The following is a 22,437-nucleotide window of genomic DNA, read 5'->3' as shown; positions in this document are numbered from 1 at the left end:
TTTTACCGATTTGCTTCCACGATTCGGCTCATTTTTGTACGGTCGTGCACAATTTGTCATCCTGGGAGAAACGATCAGTTTTCGAGTAACCATTCAAATTTTTGAATGGTGTACCGGTTGCATCCCGCATGAGCAGGAAAGCCGTCGTGCGGGGTCCGGCGCGAATTTCCGTCGCAATCCGGCTGTCTCGCCGCGCACGTTGGTTCCCGAACCACTGGATCGGCCTGCCGTGCGCGGCTGCCGCGCCATTACGGGCCTGGTGTCGCGGCGGGCTGGCGGTTCGCCGTTTCAGCGGGCGCAGGCGCAGCGTTGGCATCCGGCGCCACGCGGTCAGGATGTCGCGCATCGTGCAGCGCGCCGGACCATCCGCCGCCCAGGTCGCCGATCAGCGCGGCCGTATCCAGAAGCCGTTGCTGTTGCACGTTCAACGCGGTCTGCTGTTGACTCAGTTGCGTGGTCTGGGCCGTCGCGACTGTCGTGTAATCGACGGTGCCCGCGGCGAATTCGTTCTGTGCGATCTGCGTGCCGTGAATGGCATCGCGTACGGCGGCATCGAGCACGGCGGATTGCTGCTCCAGGATGTGCAGCGCGGATAGATCGTTTTCCACGCTCTGGAACGCGGTCAGCACCGTGCCGCGATAGTTCGCCACTGCCGCGTCGTAACCGGCGCGCGCCGCGGCGACCTTGCCGCCGCGCAACCCGCCGTCGAAGATCGTCTGCGTTGCGCTGGCGCCAAGCGACCACACGTAGTTACTGATGTGGAGCAAACCCGAGAGCGGCGATTGCGTGAAGCCGTCGAGCGCCGAGATCGAGATCGCCGGGAAGTACGCTGCCGTCGCCACGCCGATCGAGGCGTTCGCCGCCGCCATTTGCCGCTCGGCCGTTGCGACATCGGGGCGGCGTTGCAGAATCGTCGAGGGCACGCCAGCCGGAATCACGGGAAGGGCGGGCAGTTTGTCGCTGTGCGGAATCTCGATGTCCTCGGGATTGCGGCCGACGAGCACCGCAATCGCGTGCTCGTATTGCGCGCGCGCGACCCCGAGCGCGATCAGGCTCGATTGCGCGCCCTCCAGTTGCGTGCGCGCGAGAACGAGCGTGGACGGTGCAACCGTGCCGGCGTAATCCTGATCGGCCACGACGCGCAAAAACGCCGTATACGCAGCGACCGTGTTCGTGAACAGATCGATGTCGGCATCGGTCACGCGCAGGTTGATCACGGCGTCGGCCAGTGCGATTTGTTCGGATAACGTTGCATTCGCAAGCGTCGCCTCGCTCGCCTGCGCCGTCGCGGAATTCTCTTCGATCTGGCGGCGTACCTCGCCCCACAGATCCAGATCCCAACTGGCGTTGCCCTCCAGCGAGCCTGCGTTGTTGATGCGTGCAAAACCGGCGCTACTGCCGAGTGCGCTCACACCGCTCACGCTGCTGAGCGTGCCCGTGGCCGAGCGCTCTCGCGTGACCGAACCGGTTACGCCGAGCGTCGGAAAAAGGCCCGCGCGCGCGATGCGCACTTCGGCCAGCGCCTGCTGATAGTTCGCATAGCTCTGCCGCACGGTCTGGTTCGACACCACGACGAGCGGCTCCAGTTCGTCGAGCAGCGGGTCGTTGAATGCGGTCCACCAGTCGCCTTTCGGACCTTCGGCGGCGGGCTCGGCCTGGGTCCAGCCCGGCAGCGCCTTCCAGGTGGCGGGCACGGCGACCTGCGGACGGTGGTAGTCGGGGCCGACCATGCAGCCGCTGGCCAGCATCGCGAAGACGAAGGGGGCGAGCCGCAGCGCGGCGCGCATGAGCGTGGTGGGGGAAGCGGGTTGCATCCGCATGCGTGGGATCTTCATCATGATGCGCTCTCATCGGCCTGGCGATTCCAGGGCAGGCGCTCGGCCCAGCGCGCAAGGCGTGCGCGCAGGCGGTCGAGGAACAGATAGATGACCGGCGTCGTGTACAGCGTGAAGACCTGGCTCAACAGCAGCCCGCCCATCACGGTCACGCCGAGCGGTTGGCGCAGCGACGCGCCCTGGCCGATGCCGATCGCGAGCGGCACCGCGCCGAGCACGGCGGCGAACGTGGTCATCATGATCGGCCGCAGGCGCACCACGGCCGCTTCGTGAATCGCGCGGCGCGCGTCCATGCCTTCGCTGCGCTGCAACTGGATGGCGACGTCGACCATCATGATGCCGTTCTTCTTGACGATGCCGATCAACAGAATGATGCCGATCATCGCGATCACCGAAAACGGCGTGCCGAAGATCAGCATGGCGAGCGTCGCGCCAATCCCGGCGGAGGGCAGCGTCGAGAGAATCGTGAGCGGGTGGATGGTGTTTTCATAGAGCACGCCGAGCACGATGTACACCACGGCGAGCGCGGCGAGGATCAGGAGCGGTACGGTGCCCATCGACTGCGCATACACTTGCGCCGCGCCCGCAAACGCACCGTGCACCGAAGCGGGCATGCCGATGTCGCGTTGCGCCTGCTCGATGATCTTCGACGCGTCGCTGAGCGACCCGCCCTTGGGCAGGTTGAACGAGATTGTGCCCGCGACGAGACCGCTCTGGTGGTTCACCTGCGTGGCCGTGTGGCTCGTGGTCCACGACATGAGCGCCTTTAACGGCACCATGGTTTCGGCGGCGGTGCTGTCCGCGCTGCCGCTCGAACTGCCGCCCTTGCTGTTCGCGATGGCGTTGGTGAGCTGGTTCGCCACGGCGTTCGCGTTCAGTGTGTTGGTGGTTGCGGCCGCACCGGCTGCCGTTTTTTCCACGACCCGTTGCGTCGTGCCCGAAACGGTGCCGCCCGGCATCTGCGTCTGCGCGGCGCCGCTCGCGTTGCCCGCCGCCGTCGAAAGCCAGATCTGGTCGAACGACTGCGGAAACCGCCAGTACTTCGGCGCCACTTCCATCACGACGAAATACTGGTTGAGCGCGTTGTAGATGGTCGATACGGTGCGCTGGCCGAAGGCGTCGTAAAGCGTGCTGTCGATCTGGTTCGGTTCGAACCCATAGCGCTTCGCCGTGTTGCGCTCGTACGTGACGTACGCCTGCAGGCCGTTTTGCTGCAGGTCGGAGTTCACGTCCAGCATCTGGGCATGGTGCTTGTTCAACTCATCGACGAGCCTTGGCACCCACTTGAAGAGCGTGCCGGCATTGTCGCTCGTGAGCGTGTACTGGTATTGCGCGGCCGACTGCCGTCCGCCGATCTGCAAGTCCTGCTGCGCCTGGAGAAAGAGCCGCGCGCCGGACACGGCGCTGAGCCTGGGCCGCAGCCGGTTCACCACTTCGGTTGCCGAGGCACGGCGCACGCCGATCGGCTTGAGTTCGATAAAGACCGTGGCCGAGTTGAGCGCGCGGCCGCCCGTGAAACCCGCTACCGAGGCGACGGCGGGATCCTTCTGCACGATCGCCTGCAACTGTTCGAGCTTCTTCGACATCGCCGTAAACGAAATGCTCTGGTCAGCGATGATCTGGCCGATCAGGATGCCCGTGTCCTGCTCCGGGAAGAAGGTCGCGGAGAGCAGGCGTGCCACGAACACGTTGGCGACGAGCAGCCCCATCAGGATGACGATGATGAGCGCGGCGTGATCGAGCACGGCATCGAGCGAGCGCGAATAGGCGTTCTTGAAGCGGTCGAACTGCGCCTCGATCCACACGGCCCAGCGCGCGGGGGCACGTTGAGCGTGCTCGCGCTTGAGCACGTACGCGCACATGGTCGGCGTGACCGTGAGCGAGACGACGAGCGAGATCAGGATCGCGATGGACAGCGTCATCGCGAACTCGTGGAAGAGCAGGCCGACGATGCCCGGCATCAGCAGGATCGGCAGGAACACCGCGATGAGCGAGAGGCTCATCGACACCACGGTGAAACCCACTTCGGCCGCGCCGCGCAGCGCGGCTTCCTTCGGTTCGACGCCGGCCTCGATGTGGCGCACGATGTTCTCCAGCACAACCACCGCATCGTCCACGACGAAGCCGGTGCCGATCGTGAGCGCCATGAGCGAGAGATTGTCGATGCTGTAGCCGAGCAGGTACATCGGCCCGAAGGTGCCGACAATCGAAAGCGGCAGCGCGACGGCGGGAATCAGCGTCGCGCGCGGCGAAAGCAGGAACACGAACACCACGCCGATCACGAGCAGCACCGCGATAAAGAGCGTGCGTTCCGTATCGGACACGGAGGCGCGCACCGACTCGGAGCGATCGATCGCCACGTGCACGCGGATCGACGCGGGCAGCGCCGCTTCGATGGTCGGCAGGCGCGCCTCGATCTGCTTCACGGTCTTCACGACATTGCTGCCCGGCATCGGATAGACGATCACCAGCACGGCCGATTTGCCGTTGTAGAGGCCCGCGTTGCGGATGTTCTCGTTCGAGTCGAGCACTTCGGCCACGTCCTTGAGCAGCACCGGCGCGCCCTGGCGATACGCGATCACCACGTCCTTGAACGGCGCGGCCCGGGTGATCTGATCGTTCGAGACGACCTGGTAGCGCTGGTCGCCCTGATCGATATGGCCTTTCGCGCTGTTCGCATTGGCCGCGGAAATCGCGGCGCGCACGTCCTCCATGCCGATGCCGTAGCTGTTGAGCTTGCCGGGCTCCAGTTCGACGCGCACGGACGGCAGCGCGCCGCCGCCGAGCGTGATCTGGCCCACGCCGTCGACCTGCGAGAGCTGCTGCTGGATCACGGAATCGGCGGAGTCGTAAAGCTGCGCTTTCGTGAGCGTGTCGGAGGTGAGCGCGAGCACCATGATCGGCGCGGTCGCCGGGTTGTACTGGCGATAGCTCGGGTTGCTGCGCAACGTCGTGGGCAGGTCGGCGCGCGCGGCCTGGATGGCCGATTCGACGTCGCGCGCCGCGCCGTTGATGTCGCGATTGAGCCCGAACACGATGATGATCATCGACGAGCCGACGTAGCTGATCGACGTGAGCTGCGAGACGTCCGCGATGGTGCCGAGCCTGCGCTCCAGCGGCTCGGCCACCGTGGCCGCCATGATGTCGGGGCTTGCGCCCGCCATGTTGGCCTGCACGACGATCACGGGAAACGCGATGTTCGGCAGCGGTCCGACCGGCAGCCGGAAGAACGCGAGCGCTCCGGAAATCAGGATCGCGATCGCGAGGAGTGAGGTCGCGACCGGTCGCCGGATAAAGAGCGCCGAGATGTTCACGGCGTGCCCTCGGGGGCGGGCGGCGCGCCGCCGTCCGGATTGTCTTCGCCGCCCGCACGCGCGCCTGGGCGCTTGCGGCCGAAGCGTTGTGCGAGACGGTCGAAGAACAGATAGATCACGGGCGTCGTGAACAGCGTGAGCATCTGGCTCAGCGTGAGGCCGCCGATAATCGCGAGACCGAGCGGCCGCCGCAGTTCGGAGCCGGTGCCGCTGCCGAGCAGCATCGGCAGCGCGCCGAGCATGGCCGCGAGCGTGGTCATGAGAATCGGGCGGAAACGCAGGAGCGACGCCTCGAAGATCGCTTCGCGCGGCGGCTTGCCGTGCACGCGTTCGGCTTCGAGCGCGAAGTCCACCATCATGATCGCGTTCTTCTTGACGATGCCGATCAGCAGCACGATGCCGATGATGCCGATCACGTCGAGGTCGTTGCCCGCGATCATCAGGGCGAGCAGCGCGCCGATGCCGGCGGACGGCAGCGTCGAAAGAATCGTGACCGGATGCACGTAGCTCTCGTAGAGCACGCCCAGCACGATATAGACCGCCACGAGCGCGGCGATCAGCAGATACACCTCGCTCGTGAGCGAATCCTCGAACGCCTGCGCCGCGCCCTGGAATGTCGAGGTGATCGACGGCGGCAACTGGGCGGCAGCCTCGGCCTTGCGGATGTCGCGCACAGCGGCGGAAAGCGACGCGCCCTTCGCGAGATTGAACGAGATCGTGACCGAGGGGAACTGCGCGAGGTGGCTGATGGCGAGCGGCGAGCGCGTGATGTGGATCGTCGCGATGCCCTTGAGCGGCACCTGCCCCGAAGTGCTCGTCTGGCTCGGCAGATAGAGGTCGCCGAGCGAATCGACCGTGGGCAGCGCCTCCGGCTTCGCAACGAGAATCACGCGGTACTGGTCCGACTGCTGGAAGATCGTCGAGACGATGCGCTGGCCGAGCGCGTCGTACAGCGCGTTGTCGATGGTCGCCGCCGTGATGCCGTAGCGCGCCGCGAGCTGGCGGTTCACTTCCACGTCGATGGAAAGGCCGTCGGTGTTCAGATCGCTCGTCACGTCGGTGATCGCGGAAATCTGCTTCATCTGCGCGATGAGCGCGGGCACGTACTGGTTGAACGCTTCCTGATTCGGGCCGCGCAGCACGAACGTGTACTGGTTGCGCGAAACCGTGGTGTCGAGCGTGAGATCCTGCTCAGGCTGCAGATAGAGCCGGATGCCGGGCACCTTCGCCACGCTTTCCTGGATGCGCCGCGCGATTTCCGCGGCAGTTTCGGAACGGTCGTCGTGCGGCTTCAGGTTGATCAGGAAGCGGCCGTTGTTGAGCGTCGTGTTGACGCCGTCGATGCCGACGTACGAGGTGAGCGAGACCACGTCGGGATCCTTGAGGATCTCGTCGGCGAGCGCGGACTGGCGGCGCACCATCGCCTGGTACGACACGGAATTGTCCGCGACGCTGATGCCCTGGATCACGCCCACGTCCTGTACCGGGAACAGGCCCTTCGGGATCACGATGTACAGCACCATCGTGAGGACGACCGTGCCCACGGCGACGAGCAGCGTGAGCGTCTGGTGATCGAGCACCCACTTGAGGCCGCGCTCGTACGCGGCGAGCGTCTTGTTGAAGATCCCCTCGCTGATGCGCTCGAAGCGGCTCGGGTGGCGTTCGGCCTGCGCGCGCAGGATCCGCGCGCAGAGCATCGGTACGACCGTGAGCGAGACGACGGCCGAGAGCACGATGGTCACGGCGAGCGTCACCGCGAATTCGCTGAAGAGCCGCCCGATCACGCCGCCCATGAACAGCAGCGGAATCAGCACCGCGATCAGCGAAATGGTCAGCGAGAGAATGGTGAAGCCGATCTGCCCCGCACCTTCGAGCGCCGCCTGCAAGGGCCGCTTGCCTTCTTCGAGGTAGCGCACGATGTTCTCGATCATCACGATCGAATCGTCCACCACGAAGCCGGTCGCGATGATGAGCGCCATCAGCGAGAGGTTGTCGATGGAGTAGTTCAGTTCGTACATCAGCGCGAGCGTGCCGATCAGCGAGACCGGCACCGAAATGCTCGGAATGATCGTGGCGGGCACGTTGCGCAGGAACACGAAGATCACCGCGACCACCAGCACGACGGCGAGCACGAGTTCGAACGCTGCGTCGGCCACCGATGCGCGGATCACGCCGACGCTGTTCGATACCACGGTGACCTGCATGCCCGCGGGCAGCGTCGATTCGAGCTGCGGCAACTGCTGCATGATCTGGTTGACCGTGGCGATCACGTTCGCGCCCGGCTGGCGCTGCACGTTCAGCACGATGGCGGGCGCGTGGTTGTACCAGGCGCCGCGCTCGATGTCCTGCGCCGCGCTCGTCACGCGCGCGACATCGCGCATGAACACGGGCGAGCCGTTCTGGTAGGCGATGACCGTATTTTCGTAATCCTGCGGCGCCGAGATCTGGTCGTTCGAATTGATCGTGTAGTTGAGCTCGGGGCCGTCGAAGTTGCCCTTCGGGTTGCTCACGTTCACGTTGGCGAGCAGCGTGCGCAGATCGTCGAGATTCAGGCCGTAGGCGGCGAGCTTCTGCGGATCGGCTTCCACGCGCACGGCAGGCACGTTGCCGCCTGCCGTGGTGACGAGACCCACGCCCGGCACTTCGGAAATCTTCGTCGCGAGGCGGTTGTTGGCCGCGTCCTGCAACTGCGTGAGCGACATCGACTTCGAGGTGACCGCGAGCGTGAGGATCGGCTGATCCGCGGGATTGACCTTCGCGTAGGTCGGCGGTGCGGGCAGGCCGCTCGGCAGGAAGCTGTTGGCCGAGTTGATGGCCTGCTGGACGTTCTGTTCGGCGACGTCGAGATTCAGCGCGAGGTCGAACTGCAGCGTGATGATCGACGCGCCTTCCGAACTGTACGAGACCATCTGCTGCAGGCCCGGAATCTCGCCGAGCTGCACTTCGAGCGGCGCGGTGACGGTGGTGGCCATCACCGAAGGACTCGCGCCGGGATAGAAGGTCTGCACCTGGATCGTCGGGTAATCGACGGAGGGCAGCGACGAAACCGGCAAGAACTTCATCGCAACGAGGCCGATGAGCACCATCGCGATCATCAGGAGCGATGTCGCGACGGGCCGGAGGATAAACAGGCGGGAAATATTCATCGGCGCCGGGTCAGAGGCTTACGATGCCGGTGACGTGGGCGACGCCGCGCGGCTCGCGTGCGCGCCGCTCGCCTCGTGTACGCCGCTGGCCGCCGCGGGGTGACCGGTCGAAGGTTTGATCTTCGCGCCGTCCGCGAGGCGGTCGAGGCCGTCGGTCACCACGCGCTCGCCAGCCGCGAGGCCCGAGACGACCACCGTGTGCTTGCCGTCGCTCGGCCCGAGCGTGACTTTGTGGACGGAGACGGTGTCGTCGGCGTTCACGAGATAGACGTAATCGCCGGGCGCGCCGGTCTGCACGGCGGGCGTGGGCACGAGTACGGCGTTTTCCAGCGTGTCCACGAGCAGCGTCACGTTCACGAATTCGTTGGGGAAGAGCGCTTCGTCGTTATTGGGCAAGCTCGCGCGCAGCGTGACCGTGCCGGTCGCCGTCGCCATCTGGTTGTTGATCGCGAACAGCTCGCCGGTGGCGATCTGCCGCGTGTTGTCGCTGCTGAAGATCGTGACCGGCAGCTTCGCGCCCGCGTTGACGCGCTGCAGCACGCCGCCGAGCGCATTCTGCGGCACGGCGAACTGGACGGTGGTGGGTTTCATCTGCGTGATCACGACGATGCCGGGCTGGCTCGAAGCGGTCACGAAGTTGCCCGGATCGACGAGCCGCAGGCCGACACGTCCGGCCACCGGCGCCGTGATGTGGCAATACTCGATGTCCAGGTTGAACTGCGCGATGCTCGCGAGGTCGGCTTTCACGGCGGCCTCGGCTTGCTGGACGACGAACTGCTGGTTGAAGAACGTCTGCTCGGCAATCGACTGGCGTTCGTGCAGGAGCGTAAAGCGCTGCAAGTCGGCACGGGCCTGGGCGAGCGCGGCCTGGTCTTTCGCGAGTTGCGCCTCGGCCTGCTGTTTGCTGATCTCGTACTGGCGCTGATCGATCTGCGCGATGAACTGGCCTTTCGCGACGTCCTGGCCTTCGTGATAGCCCACGGCGGTCAAGAAGCCGCTCAATTGCGGCAGGACCGTGACGGTGGCGATGGGCGTAATCGTGCCGAGTGCGTTGAGCGTCACGGGCATCGGGCCGAGCGCGACGGTGGCCACGGTGACGACCTGCACGGTCGGTCCGGCTGCGGGCTTCTTGCCGCGCAGCAGATGCACCACCGCGAGCGCAATCAGGATGATGACGATGAGGGCGATCACAAGCGGGCCGCGCCGTTTGCGCGGTGGTTGTGTGGGAGGCGGGCCGGGCGGTTGCTCCGGCGGCTGCGATGGCTTTTGCGATTCCGGTTGCGACTTCGGTTGTGACTTCGGTTGCGGTTGCGGGGTTGGCGCGGTGCTCACGCTTGCCTCCATCGGTAAGCGGACACTGAAAGTCGGCGTGCCGGTTCGCACGCGGGAGCAGCGGGCATCGCAAGCGCGGATTCCGTGTGGTACGTTGAACGCGGTGGCCGTATCGCGTCGACGGCATGCCGGGAGCTTTCGGATCGCTGCATACGCATTCTCATGGTTGTTATGTCGTCGCTGCGCAGCCAGACGGGCTACGCAGAGAAGGCTCAGACTCGAAGTCTAACCAACCCGGACACGGATTTCGAAACGTCAGTAATTTGAAAGGTTATCGCGCGTTACAACGATCCGATTCCGTGACGTGTTGTAACGCGGCGCGATGAAACTGGCGCGAGGCTGGCGTATTTGTCAGCGACCGTTGTCGCGCGCACGCAGCCGGGTGAAAGCGCGCTTGAACTGCGCGTGCGATCGGTGCGGAAGAAGAGGGAAGAGCCGTCGCTGCGGCAAGCGGCGCGGGCGAGGCGAGTGCGGGTTGCACCCGCACTCGCGCTGGCCTGGAGAGTTGCTGCGATGGTTGCTGCGGCTTTCAGCGTGTTCCGAGGCCGGAAACATACCGGCCTGTCACGGGAAGATGCGCGTTAGCCTTCCTTGCCGTCGATGCGCGCCCTCATGAGCCAGGGCGCGTAGCGCGTGAAATAGGCGCCGAACGCGATGATCCAGCAAACCGCCGACACGTTGATCGCCACGAACGTCAATTGCGGCGCGACTGCGGGAACCAGCACGCGAAAGAGTGCGGCGAGCACGAGCAGCGCATAGCAGAGTTTCTCGACGGCCCCTGCCACGAGCGGCCGGCCGGTATGGCCGCGCGCCGTACGCGTGATCATGGCCATGATCGCGCCGCCGACTGCGCCGACCGTGAACGCGTGGATCGCGAGCGAATGCGGGACGATGCCCAATGCCGCCAGAGCGAGCATCAGGAAGCCGACGGCAATCCACGAATAGGCGATATGAAGGATCGCGAGGATCGGACGATTGCCGACGTGCCAGACGCGCCAGCCGATCACCCGCATGGCCTGGACGACGGCAGCGGCAGCGGCGGCAGCCGCGAGCACGGGGCCGGACACGCCGGAACCATCGAGCACGAACGGAAGCAAGGTCAGCGGCATGATGCTGGCCTCGACGAAGCGCCACTTCTTGATCGTCTGGCCGGGAATGGCGTTCGTGGTGAAAGTCGGAATCACGCGCCCGCCGATGATCGTCACGAACAGCACGAGCAGGCCGACCGCCATGTAGGCGCTACGCAGCGCCCAGTCCATGTGTCCGCTCGCAGCCGAAAAATGGAATGCGAAGTTCGCGGTCGCCAGCAGTGCGAGCGCGGCGGGCAGGAAGATGTTGTGTTTGTTCTGCCCATGCACGAGCACGCGCAGCAGAACGATTGCACTGACCGGCAGGAACGCGATGTCGACGGTCATGGCGACGGCGGCAGGCGCGCACGCCACCGCGACGCGGCCCGCGAGCCACAACACGCACAGCGCAATGAGCGATTTGCCCGCGGCGGGCGTAACAGACGTCCATGCCCGCACGGCGGTCAGCAGGAAGCCCACCACGATTGCCGAGGCGAAGCCGAAGATCATCTCGTGGACGTGCCACAGCGAGCCCGGCAGATACGCGTGCAGTGCGGCCATCGGAAAGCCGTCGAGTTCGGCCAGCCACGCGAGGATGGCGGCGGTGCCGAAGAGTGCGCCAGCCAGATAGAACGGGCGGAAGCCAAGCGCCCACAGTGCGAAACCGCGCGGCGCTGGCGGAGTTGGCGGCGCTGGCGGAGCGACGCGTGGCTGTTCGCGCGGTTTTTCGCGCGGCTGTTCGTCAATTCGGATGAGGGCCATGCTTGCTCTCCAGCAAATAGATTGATTTTATATGAATCTTATATGCGATGCAGCCGTAGCGCGGATGTGGCAATTCCACGCAACGCTCGCCTGGGTCCGGCATTCTGCGCTCCCGCGGCGTATCGCCGCGCCTGGTCGCGAGACCGCCGGCTTCATTTTCCATGGCGCTCCATGTGCTCCATGTGCTCCATGTGCACTTCGTGACGAGACATGTTTGCAGGCCTTGTTTGCGGGCATGGCGAACATCGCCGCTTCAATCCAGGGATCGAGGCGGTGCGCCTGATCGGGTTCGTGATCTTGATATCGTATGCAGTACTGTCGCCAGTGCGCAACACAAATAGATCACAATGTGAGTAATAATACCGGTTAATCAGAACCGGCGCAGAACCGGCGTGGCGGATTAGCTAATACCGCTCATTTCGCCGCACTGCCCGCACTATTTGCCCGCACAACGATTATCAGAAAAGGGCGGCACGGTGCGTCAAAGATGCGAGACGCGTGAAAGAACCCTCAAACGCCCGCCCGTACTAATCCGGATGGGGGGCGGAGGAGTAATCAGAACGGAGTAGTGTCCGTTTGTCACACGATCCGCAAGGGTAATGGAATAGCGCCGAATACTGCGTAAGCTGGCTTACAGTTAAATCCGTGAGCAAGCCTAAAAATGATCACGCAGAATATCCCCGGCAATAACAGCAATAACCAGAGCGCCGCATGGCGCGTGCTTGGATCGAGTACTTTCGCTTTCACCATCTGCTTTGCAGTCTGGATGATGTTTGCGATTCTCGGTATTCCGCTTAAAAAGCAGCTTCATCTCACAGATGCGGAATTCGGCCTCGTTGCCGCCATGCCCGTGTTGACCGGTTCGCTCGCACGCGTGCCGCTCGGCATCTGGACCGACCGCTTCGGCGGCCGGATCGTGTTCTTCCTGATCATGCTCGCAACCGTCGTGCCGATCTGGCTCGTTTCGTATGCGACGCAATTCTGGCAGTTCCTCGTGCTCGGCCTGTTCGTCGGCTTCGCGGGCTCCTCGTTCTCGGTCGGTACGCCCTACGTCGCACGCTGGTTTCCGAAGTCGCGCCAGGGCCTCGCGATGGGCATCTTCGGCGCGGGTAATTCCGGCGCCGCACTCAACAAGTTCGTTGCGCCGGTACTGATTGTCGCAGCCGGTACGTGGACGATCGTGCCGAAGGTCTACGCCGTCGCGATGCTCGTCACAGCGTTCGGCTTTCTGCTGCTTTCGTCGAGCAATCCGGCGCATCGCGTCGTCGGCGGGACGCGGGCCGGGAATCAGCTCAAGGTGCTCGGCGATCCGCGCGTCCTGCGCTACGCGCAGTACTACTCCGTCGTGTTCGGCGGCTACGTCGGCCTCTCGCTGTGGATGCCGCAGTACTACGTGAACCAGTACGGCTTCGGCATCGAGGCAGCGGCGTTTCTCGCGGCCTGCTTCTCGCTGCCGGGCGGCGTGCTGCGCGCGATGGGCGGCTGGCTCTCCGACCGCTTCGGCGCCTATCGCACGACGTGGGCCGTCATGTGGGTCGCGCTGGCCGGTTTCTTCGTGCTGAGCTACCCGTCGACCGACTTCGTGATCCACAGCGCGCACGGCCCGATTGCGTTCCACCTCGGTCTGGGCCCGGTGTTCTACACCGTGATCATGTTCATCGTCGGCGTGGCCATGGCGGTGGGCAAGGCCTCGGTCTTCAAGTTCATCGGCGACAGCTACACGGACAACATCGGCGCGGTGTCCGGCGTCGTCGGGCTGGCTGGCGGCCTGGGCGGCTTCGTGCTGCCGATCCTGTTCGGCCTGCTCGTCGATCTGACTGGTGTGCGCACAACCTGTTTCATGCTGATGTTCGGCGCGACGGCGGTCAGCCTGTTGTTCATGCACTTCTCGTTCCGCCCCGAAGCGCTCGCCACGGCGCGCGCCGCAGAGGAGCGCGCAGCCCAGCAGAAAGAGGCGCGCGTGCACGAGGCACAAGCGGCACAAGCGGCACAAGCGGCACAAGCAGCAGACGCGGTACACGCACAAGAAGCGCTGGCCGACTGATTCCCACGCGCGTCGCCCTTGCGGCGCGCCTTTTTGATTGAGCAAACACCATGTCCAAATATCTGTTGACGCAGTGGGAGCCGGAGAATGCCGGTTTCTGGAAGGCGAGTGGCGAGCAGGTGGCCAACCGCAATCTCTGGATTTCCATTCCCGCACTGATGCTGGCGTTCGTCGTCTGGTCGCTGTGGAGCGTCGCCGTCGTGAATCTCGACAAGGGCGGCTTCCACTTCGCCAAGAACCAGCTCTTCTGGCTCACGGCGCTCCCCGCGCTTTCGGGCGCGACGCTGCGCATTTTCTATTCGTTCCTCGTGCCGATTTTCGGCGGTCGGCGCTTCACGGCCATTTCGACGGCCACCCTGCTGATTCCCGCACTCGGCATGGGCTTCGCGCTGCGCGACCCGTCGACGTCGTATGAAATGCTGCTCGTGCTCGCCCTCCTGTGCGGCTTCGGCGGCGCGAACTTCAGCTCGTCGATGGCCAACATCAGCTTCTTCTTCCCGAAGAAGCGCAAGGGCTTCGCCACCGGCATGAACGCGGGCATCGGCAACCTCGGGGTGTCGATGGTCCAGTTCGTCACGCCGATCGTGATCTCTACCGCAGCGTTCAGCGGCATTCTCGGCGGCGGTCAAACGTACGTCGCGAAGGGCGTCGAACACTCGATCTGGCTGCAAAACGCAGGCTTCGTCTGGGTTCCGCTCATCATCGTGGCAGCGATTGCCGCGTGGTACGGCATGAACGACATCGCCGACGCGAAGGCGTCGTTCAGCGAACAGGCCGTCATCTTCCGCCGCAGCCACAACTGGCTGATGTGCTTCCTCTATGTCGGCACGTTCGGCTCGTTCATCGGTTTCTCGGCGGGTCTCGCGCTGCTCACGAAGGCGGAATTCCCCGCGATCAACCCGACTGCCTATGCGTTCCTCGGGCCGCTCGCAGGCGCCATGACGCGTCCGCTCGGCGGCTGGATCTCCGACCGCCTCGGCGGCGCGCGCGTCACGCTCCTCACGTTCATCGCGATGATCGCAGCGGTCGCCGGCGTGATCGCCTTCCTGCCGACCGCGGGCTCGGCCGGCAACTTCGGCGGCTTCCTCGCCATGTTCATCGTGCTGTTCGCGCTGACCGGCATCGGTAACGGCTCCACCTTCCGCATGATCCCGGTGATCTTCCTCACGCAGCATCAGCGCGCCGCGACGGGCAAGGGCCCGGATGCGCAGCAGCGCGCGCTCGGCGAGGCCGGCAAGGAATCGGCTGCGGTGCTCGGCTTTGCCGGTGCGATGGGCGCCTACGGCGGCTTCTTCATCCCGAAGAGCTTCGGTACGTCGATCGACGTCACGGGCTCGCCGGTCACGGCCCTGCTGTGCTTCATCGGCTTCTATGTCGTGTGCGCGGCAGTCACGTGGTTCTTCTACGCGCGCCGCAACGCGCCGATGCCCTGCTGATTCTGATTCGCACGGGAAGCCGTGCGCGCATGGGTGGACTAGTCCTTCAGGCGTAGTTCGGGCCGGTCGGGCTAGTCCTAATGCGTTTGCGGGCTGCTCCTGCTGGCGAATAGGCGGACAGGCGCGCGCTGGTCATACTCGTGCAGCACGAATTCGCTGAGTCCACGCGGTCGCAGACAGCTCACTGGGCGCAGCTTTAGTTTCGGAGAACAAGATGAGTTACTTTCTGGACCGTCTGAAGTTCATGTCGCGTGTTAAGGCGACGTTCTCAAACGGTCATGGCGCGGTCGTCGACGAGGACCGCAAGTGGGAAGACGGCTATCGCAGCCGTTGGCAACACGACAAGATCGTTCGATCGACGCACGGGGTCAACTGCACCGGATCGTGTTCGTGGAAGGTCTACGTGAAGAACGGCCTGATCACGTGGGAAACCCAGCAGACCGATTACCCCCGCACGCGCGCCGACCTGCCCAATCACGAGCCGCGCGGCTGCCCGCGCGGCGCCTCGTATAGCTGGTACGTCTATTCGGCGCAACGCGTGAAGCACCCGATGATCCGCGGGCGCCTGATGGACCTGTGGCACGAGGCGCGCCGCACGCTCGGCCCGGTCGAGGCGTGGGCTTCGATCGTCGAGAATCCCGAGAAGGCTGCGCGCTACAAGCGCGTGCGCGGGCTCGGCGGCTTCGTGCGCGCCGACTGGGATACGGCGGCCGAAATCATTGCGGCCGCAAACGCCTACACGATCGGCAAGTACGGCCCGGACCGCGTGGTCGGCTTCTCGCCGATTCCGGCGATGTCGATGGTTTCCTATGCGGCCGGCGCGCGCTACCTGAGCCTGATCGGCGGCGCGTGCCTGTCGTTCTACGACTGGTACTGCGATTTGCCGCCGTCCTCGCCGCAGGTGTGGGGCGAGCAGACCGACGTGCCCGAATCCGCGGACTGGTACAACTCCACCTATCTGATGGTGTGGGGCTCGAATGTGCCGCAGACGCGCACGCCCGACGCCCACTTCTACACCGAGGTCCGCTACAAGGGCACCAAGACGGTCGCCGTGTCGTCGGACTTCGGCGAGATGGTCAAGTTCGGCGACATCTGGCTCGCGCCGAAGCAGGGCACCGACGCGGCGCTCGCGATGGCGATGGGCCACGTCGTGCTCAAGGAATTCCACGCGAGCGGCAAGTCCGCGTACTTCCGCGACTACCTGAAGCAGTACACCGACATGCCGCTGCTCGTCACGCTCTCCGAGCGCGACGGCGCGATCGTGCCGGACCAGTTCCTGCGCGCGTCGCAGCTCGCGGGCGGCCTGGACGAAGCGAACAACCCGCAGTGGAAGACGCTCGCGATCGACGCGACGACCGGCAACATCGTCGCGCCGAACGGTTCGGTCGGCTTCCGCTGGGGCGAGTCGGAACACAACGACGGCGCGAAGGTCGGCCGCTGGAATCTCGAACTCAAGGATGGCGGCAGCGGTCGCGAAATCGATCCGCGCCTGTCGCTCATCGCGGCGCACGACGAAGTCGTCGAAGTGAGCTTCCCGTATTTCGGCGGGGAACACGGCGCGCTGCTCGCACGGCGCGTGCCGGCCAAGCGCGTTGCGCTGGCGGACGGCACGAGCGTGCTCGTCGCCACGGTCTACGACCTGCAGATGGCGAACTACGGCGTCGACCAGGGCCTCGGCGGCCCGAATGTCGCTTCGTCGTATGACGACGACGTGCCCTGCACGCCCGCGTGGCAGGAAAAGCACACGACGGTGCCGCGCAAGCTCGTGATCCAGGTGGCGCGCGAATTCGCGGACAACGCGGATCGCACGCACGGCAAGAGCATGGTGATTCTCGGTGCCGCGCTCAACCACTGGTATCACAACGACATGATCTACCGCAGCATCATCAATCTGCTGATGATGTGCGGCTGTATCGGCCAAAGTGGCGGCGGCTGGGCGCACTACGTCGGCCAGGAAAAGCTGCGTCCGCAGTTCGGCTGGGCGCCGCTCGCGTTCGCGCTCGACTGGTCGCGTCCGCCGCGCCAGATGAACGGCACGTCGTTCTTCTACAACCACACGAGCCAGTGGCGTCACGAAAAGGTCGGCCTCGACGAGATTCTCAGCCCGGGCGCCGATCACGCGCGCTACAAGGGCCTCAGCATGCTCGACCTGAACGCGAAGTCCGAGCGCATGGGCTGGCTGCCGTCGGCGCCGCAGCTTGGCACGAATCCGCTCGACCTCGTCGACGCGGCGAAGCGCGAAGGCCGCGAACCGATCGACTACACGGTCGAGAAACTGAAGTCCGGCGCGCTCGATTTTTCGTGCGACGACCCCGACAATCCGGTTAATTTCCCGCGCAACATGTTCGTGTGGCGCTCGAACATTCTCGGCAGCTCGGGCAAGGGCCACGAGTATTTCCTCAAGTACCTGCTCGGTACGCAGAACGCGCTCTTCGGCGACGAAGCGGACGCCATCAAGCCATCGGAAGTGAAGGTGCGCGAGGCCGCCGAAGGCAAGCTCGACCTGCTCGCGGTGCTCGACTTCCGCATGAGCACGACCTGCCTCTATGGCGACATCGTGCTGCCGTCGGCGACGTTCTACGAGAAGGACGATCTGAACACGTCCGACATGCACCCGTTCATCCATCCGCTTTCGGAGGCGGTGCAGCCGTTGTGGGAGAGCAAGAGCGACTGGGAAATCTACAAGACCATCGCGAAGAAGTTTTCGGAGATCGGCGGCGCGCATCTCGGCACGCGTACCGACCTCGTCTGCACGCCGCTCATGCACGACACCCCGGGCGAACTCGGCCAGGCGTTCGAGCCGAAGGACTGGCGTCATGGCGAATGCGACCTGATCCCCGGCAAGACCGCGCCTGCGATGACGCTGGTGGAACGCGACTATCGCGAGATCTACAACAAGTTCACCTCGGTCGGGCCGCTGCTCGACAAGCTCGGCAACGGCGGCAAGGGCATCAACTGGAACACCGCGCACGAAGTGGGCGAGCTCGCGAATCTCACGGGCACGTCGCGCCATGAGGGTGTGACCCAGGGCCGTCCGCGCCTCGAAACCGCGATCGATGCGGCTGAGATGATCCTCACCTTCGCACCGGAGACCAATGGGCATGTGGCGGTGAAGGCGTGGGATGCGCTCTCGAAGATCACGGGCCGCGATCATACGCACCTGGCCGAAGGCCGCGAGCACGACAAGATCCGCTTCCGCGACGTGCAGGCGCAGCCGCGCAAGATCATCTCGGCGCCGACGTGGTCGGGCCTCGAATCCGAGGAAGTCAGCTACAACGCGGGCTACACGAACGTGCACGAGCTGATTCCCTGGCGCACGCTGACCGGGCGGCAGCAGTTCTATCAGGACCACCGCTGGATGCTCGACTTCGGCGAGGGTTCGTGCAGCTACAGGCCGGCCATCAACACGAAGACCGTTGGGCCGATGCTCGGTGCGAAGCCGAACGGCGAACACGAGCTGGTGCTGAACTGGATCACGCCGCACCAGAAGTGGGGCATCCACTCGACCTACACGGACAACATCCGCATGCTCACGCTGTCGCGCGGCGGCCCGCACGTCTGGGTCTCGGAATCCGAAGCGAAGGAAGCCGGGATCAAGGACAACGACTGGGTCGAAGTGTTCAACGTGAACGGAACGCTGACCGCGCGCGTGGTGGTGAGCCAGCGCGTGCCGCGCGGCATGTGCCTCATGTATCACGCCCAGGAGAAGATCGTGAACGTGCCGGGCGCGGAGACGAGCGGCATGCGCGGCGGCATTCACAACTCCGTGACGCGCACGGTGCTCAAGCCCACGCACATGATCGGCGGCTACGCACAGCTCGCGTACGGCTTCAACTACTACGGCACCGTCGGCAGCAATCGCGACGAATACGTGATCGTGCGCAAAATGAACAAGGTGGAGTGGCTCGAAGGGCCGCTCGTCGAAGGAGCAGCATCATGAAGATCCGCGCCCAGGTGGCGATGGTCCTGAACCTGGACAAGTGCATCGGGTGCCATACGTGCTCGGTGACCTGCAAGAACGTGTGGACGTCGCGTGACGGCGTCGAATACGCATGGTTCAACAACGTCGAGACGAAACCCGGCATCGGTTATCCGAAAGAGTGGGAAAACCAGAAGAAGTGGAACGGCGGCTGGAAGCGCAATGAAGACGGCAGCATCGAGCCTCGCCAGGGGACGAAGCTCAAGGTGCTCGCGAACCTGTTCGCGAACCCGAATCTGCCCGCCATCGACGACTACTACGAGCCGTTCACGTTCGACTACGAGCATCTGCAAAAAGCGCCGCTTTCGCAGACGCCGCCCACAGCGCGTCCCGTCTCGGTGATCACCGGCAAGAAGATGGACAAGATCCACTGGGGTCCGAACTGGGAAGACGACCTCGGCGGCGAGTTTGAATCGCGCGGGCGCGATGCGCTCTTCGAGAACGTGCAGAAGGAGATGTATTCGACCTTCGAAAACACGTTCATGATGTACCTGCCGCGCCTGTGCGAGCACTGCCTGAATCCGGCGTGCGTCGCATCGTGCCCGTCCGGCTCGGTGTACAAGCGCGAAGACGACGGCATCGTGCTCGTCGACCAGGACAAGTGCCGCGGCTGGCGCATGTGCGTGTCCGGTTGCCCGTACAAGAAGATGTACTTCAACTGGAAGACCGGCAAGGCCGAAAAGTGCGTCTTCTGCTATCCGCGTATCGAAGCCGGTCAGCCGACCGTGTGCGCGGAAACCTGCGTGGGCCGCATCCGCTATCTGGGCGTGCTGCTCTACGACGCGGACCGCATCAGCGAAGCCGCATCGGTCGAATCGGAGCAGAGCCTCTACCAGGCGCAACTCGACGTGTTCCTCGATCCGCACGATCCGGAGGTTCAGGCCGAAGCCCGCCGCCAGGGCATCGCGCAAAGCTGGCTCGACGCCGCCGTGCGCTCGCCGGTCTACAAGATGGCCTGCGAGTGGAAGATCGCGTTCCCGCTGCACCCCGAGTACCGCACGCTGCCGATGGTCTGGTACGTGCCGCCGCTCTCGCCGATCCAGTCGGCGGCCGACGCGGGCCACATCGGCAGCGACGGCATGATCCCCGACGTCGAGAGCCTGCGCATTCCGATGCGCTATCTCGCGAATCTGCTGACCGCAGGCGACGAAGCGCCGGTGGTCGCCGCGCTGCGCCGCATGCTGGCGATGCGCGCGTACAAGCGCGGGCAGGCCGTCGACGGTGTCGAGGATCCCGCGCTGCTCACGGCGGCCGGGCTCACGGCCGCGCAGGTCGAAGACATGTACCGCATCATGGCGCTCGCGAATTACGAGGACCGCTTTGTCGTGCCGTCGTCGCACAAGGAGATGGTCGAGGACAGCTTCAACGAGAAGGGAAGCTGCGGTTTCTCGTTCGGCAACGGCTGTTCGGGCGGCGTGACGGAAGGGTCGCTGTTCGGCTCGAAGACGCAAGGCAGCGTGGTATTTGCGGACATGCCGAAGTCGCGCCGCAAATTGACGCCGAGCACGTAAGGGGAGAGCCACACGATGTCGATCTATCCCGTTCTTGCGGCGCTGCTCGATTACCCGCAGCAGCCGCTGCTCGATGCCCTCGACGAAATCGACGCGGCGCTGGTCGCGCATCCCGACGCAGCGCGCGAGTTGGCGCCGCTCGTGGGCGAGCTGCGCGGCCGTTCGCTGATCGAGTCCCAGGAGGAATACGTCGCGACGTTCGACCGCAATCCGCGTCACTCGCTGCATCTGTTCGAGCACGTGCACGGAGAGAGCCGCGACCGCGGCCAGGCGATGGTCGATCTGCTCGCGGAGTATCGCCGCTTCGGCCTCGACATTTCGACCAACGAGCTGCCCGATTACGTGCCGCTCTTTCTCGAAGTGCTCGGCCTCATCGATGCCGACGACGCGTCGGCGCTGCTCGGCGAAGCGGTTCATGTGCTCGCGGCCATCGGCAAGCACCTGAAGGACTCCGGCAGTGCCTACGCGAGTATCTTCACCGTGCTGTGCGAGATGTCCGTGGTCGCGCCCGAACCGCTCACCATCGCGCCGGTGCGCGACATGGACGAAGCGCTGGAAGTGTTCGGCGTCGGCGAGGATGGCGTCGAGCCGCTCATCATGCGCAGCGAGGTGCAGCCCGTCCATTTTCATCCGCGTGCCGAGCGGCTTAATGCAACGGCCCGTGCAAAGGAAATGCAATGAATACGATCAACCAGTTCCTGTTCGGCATTTATCCGTACATTGCGCTCGCGATCTTTCTGTTCGGCTCGCTCGCACGCTTCGAGCGCGAGCAGTACACGTGGAAGACGGACAGCTCGCAGCTCCTCTACCGGGGACAACTGCGGCTCGGTAACATCCTCTTTCACGTCGGCATTCTGGGGCTCTTCTTCGGCCACATGTTCGGTCTGCTGACGCCGGTCGTCGTGTGGGACACCCTCGGTGTGCCACACAGCGCCAAGCAGATGGTCGCGATGGTCGCGGGCGGCGTGATGGGCTCGATGTGTCTCGCCGGGCTCGCGATCCTGCTGCACCGTCGTTTTTCGAACGAGCGCGTGTCGGCTGTCACGCGCACCGCCGACAAGGTGCTGCTCCTGTGGATCCTCGTGACGCTGCTGCTCGGTCTTTCGACGATCGCCGAATCGGCCAGCCACATGGACGGTACGATGATGGTGCGGCTCATGACGTGGGCCCAGCACATCGTCACGCTCCGTGGCGACGCGGCAAGCTATGTGAGCGAAGCGCCGCTCATCTTCCGCGTCCACCTGTTCATGGGCATGTCGCTTTTCGTGATCTTCCCGTTCACGCGTCTCGTCCACGTGTGGAGCGGTTTTGCTTCAGTCGGCTATCTCTCGCGGGCATGGCAGCTCGTGCGTAGCCGTTAATCACCATCGACGGCCCGCAGGACCGGGGCCGCAATTTACCCGGGTGATCCGCCTCGTGCGATCGCCCGGTTTTTTTTTTCAGGAGTGTGGGCGCCATGGCACGTCTCTTTGGCATTGCAGGCCGTTCGGGGCAGGGCAAGACAACCTTGATCGAGGCGCTGCTCGCCCATTACCGGTCGCGCGGGCTCGTCGTCAACGTGATCAAGCACAGCCACCACAGGCTCGAACTCGAACCGCCGCGCAAGGACAGCGCGCGCTTTCGCGCGGCGGGCGCGGGCGAGGTGCTGATCGTGTCGCCCACGTCGTGGGCGATCCTGCACGATGGACCGGAACCGTCGTTCGACGCGCTCCTGGCGCGGCTCGGACCGGCCGATCTCACGCTCGTCGAAGGCTACACGCGCGTGGATCTGCCGCGGCTCGAAGTCGTGCGCGGCGGCAGCGGCTGCGGCAGTGGCTATGAAGCGCTTTACCCGCACGATCCGCGCATCGTCGCGATTGCGTCCGACCTCGTGCTCGATACGCATGTGCCGGTCTTCGCACTCGACGATGTGGCGCGCATTGCCGCATTCATCGGCGAGAGCGCGGTGGAGTACGTCGTTACGGACGCTTCGGCGGATAATGCAGCCTGAGCCGCACTCCGATCTATTCCG

At 64.7% G+C, this 22,437-nt stretch carries 12 protein-coding genes; 7 read left to right on the top strand and 5 right to left on the bottom strand.

Annotation, left to right across the window (positions count from 1 at the left end; genetic code table 11):
* Positions 1-248: 248 nt before the first annotated feature.
* The 5 genes from ACFPTO_RS17870 to ACFPTO_RS17850 all read right to left on the bottom strand — a co-directional run bounded on the left by ACFPTO_RS17870 (position 249) and on the right by ACFPTO_RS17850 (position 11,456).
* A complete protein-coding gene (locus ACFPTO_RS17870; protein WP_377713267.1) occupies positions 249-1,838 on the bottom strand; it encodes an efflux transporter outer membrane subunit in 1,590 nt (529 codons plus the stop codon).
* Positions 1,835-5,149: an efflux RND transporter permease subunit gene (locus ACFPTO_RS17865; protein WP_377713265.1), complete on the bottom strand. Its 3,315-nt coding sequence runs from the start codon at positions 5,147-5,149 to the stop codon at positions 1,835-1,837. Before ACFPTO_RS17865 ends, ACFPTO_RS17870 begins: the two co-directional genes overlap by 4 nt.
* A complete protein-coding gene (locus ACFPTO_RS17860; protein ID WP_377713263.1) occupies positions 5,146-8,295 on the bottom strand; it encodes an efflux RND transporter permease subunit in 3,150 nt (1,049 codons plus the stop codon). Before ACFPTO_RS17860 ends, ACFPTO_RS17865 begins: the two co-directional genes overlap by 4 nt.
* Positions 8,296-8,313: 18 nt before the next feature.
* Complete coding sequence (locus ACFPTO_RS17855; RefSeq protein ID WP_377713261.1) at positions 8,314-9,486, bottom strand: efflux RND transporter periplasmic adaptor subunit; 1,173 nt, start codon at positions 9,484-9,486, stop codon at positions 8,314-8,316.
* A 722-nt stretch (positions 9,487-10,208) separates the two neighbouring features.
* Positions 10,209-11,456 carry an NnrS family protein gene (locus tag ACFPTO_RS17850; protein WP_377713259.1) on the bottom strand — a complete coding sequence of 416 codons (1,248 nt, stop codon included), beginning with the start codon at positions 11,454-11,456 and terminating at the stop codon, positions 10,209-10,211.
* 661 nt (positions 11,457-12,117) lie between these two features.
* On the opposite strand from ACFPTO_RS17850, the gene ACFPTO_RS17845 reads away from it, so the two are divergent.
* From ACFPTO_RS17845 to mobB, 7 genes are all read left to right on the top strand, one after another.
* Positions 12,118-13,500 (top strand): MFS transporter, encoded by a 1,383-nt coding sequence (locus tag ACFPTO_RS17845; protein WP_377713257.1) that lies wholly within the window; start codon positions 12,118-12,120, stop codon positions 13,498-13,500.
* A 50-nt stretch (positions 13,501-13,550) separates the two neighbouring features.
* Entirely contained in the window at positions 13,551-14,936 is a 1,386-nt protein-coding gene (locus tag ACFPTO_RS17840; protein WP_377713255.1) for a NarK family nitrate/nitrite MFS transporter, read from the top strand.
* A gap of 214 nt (positions 14,937-15,150) precedes the next feature.
* Entirely contained in the window at positions 15,151-18,876 is a 3,726-nt protein-coding gene (locus tag ACFPTO_RS17835; protein ID WP_377713253.1) for a nitrate reductase subunit alpha, read from the top strand.
* On the top strand, positions 18,873-20,426 hold the full coding sequence (gene narH, locus ACFPTO_RS17830; protein WP_377713251.1) for a nitrate reductase subunit beta: 1,554 nt from the start codon (positions 18,873-18,875) through the stop codon (positions 20,424-20,426). Before ACFPTO_RS17835 ends, narH begins: the two co-directional genes overlap by 4 nt.
* Positions 20,427-20,441: 15 nt before the next feature.
* A complete protein-coding gene (gene narJ / locus ACFPTO_RS17825) occupies positions 20,442-21,107 on the top strand; it encodes a nitrate reductase molybdenum cofactor assembly chaperone (protein WP_377713249.1) in 666 nt (221 codons plus the stop codon).
* Positions 21,104-21,787: a respiratory nitrate reductase subunit gamma gene (narI, locus tag ACFPTO_RS17820; protein ID WP_377713247.1), complete on the top strand. Its 684-nt coding sequence runs from the start codon at positions 21,104-21,106 to the stop codon at positions 21,785-21,787. The genes narJ and narI overlap by 4 nt, the downstream gene beginning before the upstream one ends.
* A gap of 95 nt (positions 21,788-21,882) precedes the next feature.
* Positions 21,883-22,416: a molybdopterin-guanine dinucleotide biosynthesis protein B gene (gene mobB, locus ACFPTO_RS17815; RefSeq protein ID WP_377713245.1), complete on the top strand. Its 534-nt coding sequence runs from the start codon at positions 21,883-21,885 to the stop codon at positions 22,414-22,416.
* Positions 22,417-22,437 lie beyond the last annotated feature (21 nt).

Source organism: Paraburkholderia denitrificans (assembly GCF_042655705.1).
GTDB classification, from domain to species: Bacteria; Pseudomonadota; Gammaproteobacteria; order Burkholderiales; family Burkholderiaceae; genus Paraburkholderia; species Paraburkholderia denitrificans.
Note: the sequence above shows the minus strand (reverse complement) of the source record. Positions and strands in the feature narration are given on the sequence as shown.

Bases quoted from the DNA above. Each gene is read 5' to 3' on its own strand.
- ACFPTO_RS17840 (WP_377713255.1), top strand. From the start codon at position 13,551: ATGTCCAAATATCTGTTGACGCAGTGGGAGCCGGAGAATGCCGGTTTC.
- narI (WP_377713247.1), top strand. From the start codon at position 21,104: ATGAATACGATCAACCAGTTCCTGTTCGGCATTTATCCGTACATTGCG.
- ACFPTO_RS17845 (WP_377713257.1), top strand. From the start codon at position 12,118: ATGATCACGCAGAATATCCCCGGCAATAACAGCAATAACCAGAGCGCC.
- mobB (WP_377713245.1), top strand. From the start codon at position 21,883: ATGGCACGTCTCTTTGGCATTGCAGGCCGTTCGGGGCAGGGCAAGACA.
- narH (WP_377713251.1), top strand. From the start codon at position 18,873: ATGAAGATCCGCGCCCAGGTGGCGATGGTCCTGAACCTGGACAAGTGC.
- narJ (WP_377713249.1), top strand. From the start codon at position 20,442: ATGTCGATCTATCCCGTTCTTGCGGCGCTGCTCGATTACCCGCAGCAG.
- ACFPTO_RS17860 (WP_377713263.1), bottom strand. From the start codon at position 8,295: ATGAATATTTCCCGCCTGTTTATCCTCCGGCCCGTCGCGACATCGCTC.
- ACFPTO_RS17850 (WP_377713259.1), bottom strand. From the start codon at position 11,456: ATGGCCCTCATCCGAATTGACGAACAGCCGCGCGAAAAACCGCGCGAA.
- ACFPTO_RS17835 (WP_377713253.1), top strand. From the start codon at position 15,151: ATGAGTTACTTTCTGGACCGTCTGAAGTTCATGTCGCGTGTTAAGGCG.
- ACFPTO_RS17870 (WP_377713267.1), bottom strand. From the start codon at position 1,838: ATGATGAAGATCCCACGCATGCGGATGCAACCCGCTTCCCCCACCACG.